The 3,239-nt window shown below is 61.1% G+C and carries 1 protein-coding gene; it reads right to left on the bottom strand.

The features are described 5' to 3' along the window. On the bottom strand, positions 1 to 3,239 hold a 3,239-nt coding region (locus ACTQ34_RS17650), incomplete at both ends, for a beta strand repeat-containing protein (RefSeq protein ID WP_441364909.1).

A 3,239-nucleotide genomic window follows, 5' to 3' on the forward strand; every position in this document is an offset into this window, starting at 1 on the left:
AACGGTGCCGGTTGTGGTCTCGGTGCCCTTGGCATAGGTCAGGACTCCGGCTTTATCAGGCATACCCGCAGCTCCGATGTCTTTCTCACCGCTGGTCGTGGTGTACTTCTGTTTGACAGAAATATCGGCCAGCATCGGCGCGTCGGCCTTGTCAACGGTGAGACCGCTGATGGTGCAGGTCTTGCCCTGATAGGCCAGCTCGATGGAGGTATCACCCACGGCCAGAGCGCCGAAAGTCACCTCAGCGGTGACATCTCTGGTGGTGCCGCTGACATAGGTGGCGGTGACGGTCAGGCCGTCGGTCTCGAAAGACTCGCCGTACTGGTAGCTGGTTTTGGCAGGTGTGCCAGAAGCGGAGATGCTGCTCAGCGTATCGCCCTCCACGGTCAGGCTGATGGTGCCGATAACGGTTTTGTAGTTGGTGCTGTCGGTGGGGGTAAAGGTCCAGCCGTAGTCAGCCGTACCAGCCGTCAGGGTCTGGTTATCCGTCAGCTTCAGCGTACCGTCAGTGGCACCGGTCTTGCTCAGAGTGATGCTGTTCAGCGGGGTACTGGTGTAGATGGGGCCGTCCTTATAGCTGACCTCACCCACATTGGGTTCCGCCTTAGAGATGGTCACGGTGACGTCGGTGGGCAGGGTCACAGTGTAGTTGCCCGCCTTGGTGCCGGTCAGGGTGATGGGGTCGATGGTAACATTTTTGGTTCCCACATCGGCACTCGCAATGGTGCCGGTGGTGGGCATCGTGGCGGAAACGAATTCTTCATCGCCGGAGACTATGCCGGAAAGGGTGCCGCCGGTCAACTCGACCGTGGTATTGTCCGCATCATAGACCCGGTCGGTGGCGGTCAGGCCAGTAACGGTCAGAGTCTTGGGGGCGATGGTGAAATCATCGGAAACTACGGTTTCCTGATAGTTGGTGGTGGCGGCGATGGTGGCCTCCACGGTGTAGCTGCCCGCGTCGGTGGGCTTCTCGGTTCCATAGGTGCTGTCATCAGCGCCCTGAACCTTGTAGCGGTAGGTGGCGGTGCCGTTCTCCGTGTTGCCGGTCACCACAGGCTCGTTGGGGGTGCCGTAGGTCCAGTCCTCCAGGGTGACGGAGACGGACTGGGACGCTGCGGTGATGGTGTAAGCACCGTCGCTGCCGGTAAAGGTGAGGTCATAGTTCGTGGAATTAGATGTGCCGGTGATGTCATAGGTGCCCACAGGGCTGGCAGAAGTGGCGGTAGTGGACAGGGTGTAAACGCCGGTGTCGCCGGGTACGATGCCGTCATCCGTGGCGGTCAGCTCCGCGATAGTCTGACCATATACGCTGCTCTTGGGCTGGATCGTCACAGTGACCTTCCTGGGGCTGATACTGGCTTTGTCGGTGGTCGGCTGCCCTTCCGCCGCCAGAGTGTAGTTGTCCGCGCTGTTGCCGCGCAGAGTCAGACCGGTGATGTTGACCTCCTTGTCCTGGCCGACGTTCTGATCCGCAAAGGTACCGACAGCGGTGACGGTCACGCCATCGTCGCCCACCCTGCCGGCCAGCGTCACGCCCGTATAGTCCAGCTCAGCAGCGGTGGTGCCGTCATAGATCTTGTCCTTGGCTGTGATGCCGGATACGGTTATCTCCTTTTTGCTGATGGTGACGCTGACAGAAGCCGGGGTGCTGTCGTTGTGGTTGCTGTCGCCCGCCACCTTGTACCAGACGGTATAGCTGCCGGCGTTGGTGCCGGTGGGGATGACATTGCTGTAGGAGCCGTTCTCGCTCGAAGCGTACTGCATGGTACCGCCGTCGGCTGTACCCTCGGTGACCAGATGCTGATAAGTGCCGTTATAGGTCAGTGTCTTCGCAGTGGGAGCGCTCAGCAGCCTGGAATCCACCTTGTTCACCTTGACCGTGACCTTGTTGCTGTCAATACTGATCCCGCCATAAGTGACCCGGCAGAAGTAATTATAGGTCCCGGCATTGGGTTTGGTCAGGGTCAGCGTGTCCGAGGTCTTTCCCGTCAGCGGATTGTTTCCTGCATACCACTGGTAGGAAAGCCCTTCCGCTGTGCCGTTGGGATTCTTTGCGACAATTTTGAGTGTAACATCGTTGCCATAGTCGATGGTCTGGCCCTGCGGCTGAGTGGTGATTGTCGCAGCCTCGCGGTAATTAGCCGTCACGGTCACGGCTTTGGAAGGCATGCTGAAACTGTTGTTGGAAATCGTTACGCCGTCGGTCACCGTCCATGAATCGAACAGATAGCCGGTTTTTTCGTCAGGAGTCAGCTTGATAGATCCGCCCGCCTTGCCATAAGAAGCGCTATTGTAGTCAACAGTCGCACCTGAGGCGGAACAATTTGTGAGCGTCAGGGGGTAATACACATTGCCGTTCACAGTACCACTCACGGTGCCGTCCACATAGATATTGCCGTTGTTGGTCAGCTTGCCCTGCGTGGTCAGGGTGGCGCCCTCGGCGATCAGCAGGGTTTCCCCGTTTTTCACTTCAAAAGTGCTGCTCAGAGACTGAGTGCCATAAACGCCGCCGGTGCTGCGCTCAAAGATGATGCCGCTCCAGCTGCTCTTTTTGCTCTGGTCGGTGATACTGCTGGCCTTGATGATGGCCTTGCCGGAGGCGGTGGTTTCAAAGGTGCCGCCACTGCCGCCGATGCCGGCGTCGGTCCGTTGGCTGGAAGTGCCGCCATTGGCGGTGACGGTGCCGCCGGTGATGGTGATTTCGCCGCCGGAGGCGTTGCTGCCGCCGCCAATGCCCGCGCCGCCATAATAGGGCTGGCTGCCGCCGGTGGCGGTGACAGTGCCGCCGGTGATGGTAATAACGCCACCGGCACTATTAACGCCGCCGCCGATGCCCGCGCCGCCCAACTTGGCGCCGCCGGTGGCTTCGACGGTGCCGCCGCTGATGGTGATTTGACCACCGTTGCCGCTGTGGCCGCCGCCAATGCCTGCGCCGCCGGAGGCGGTGCCGCCGGTGTTGGCAGTGACTTTGCCGCCGTTGATGGTGATGGTGCCGCCGTCGCCGCTCCAGCCGCCGCCGATACCGGCGCCGCTTTCGCCGCCGGTGGCGGTGACAGCGGCGCTGCCGGAGATGGTAATGCTTTCGCCGGAGCCTTCCTGGCCGCCGCCGATGCCTGCGCCGAATCGGCCGCCGCCGGTGGCTGTGACTTTGCCGCCGCTGATGTCGATGGTGCCGCTGCTGCCGGTCTTGCCGCCGCCGATGCCCGCGGCATATATGCCGCCCGTGGCAGTAACGGTGC

The organism is Agathobaculum sp. LCP25S3_E8 (assembly GCF_052117165.1).
GTDB lineage: Bacteria > Bacillota > Clostridia > Oscillospirales > Butyricicoccaceae > Agathobaculum.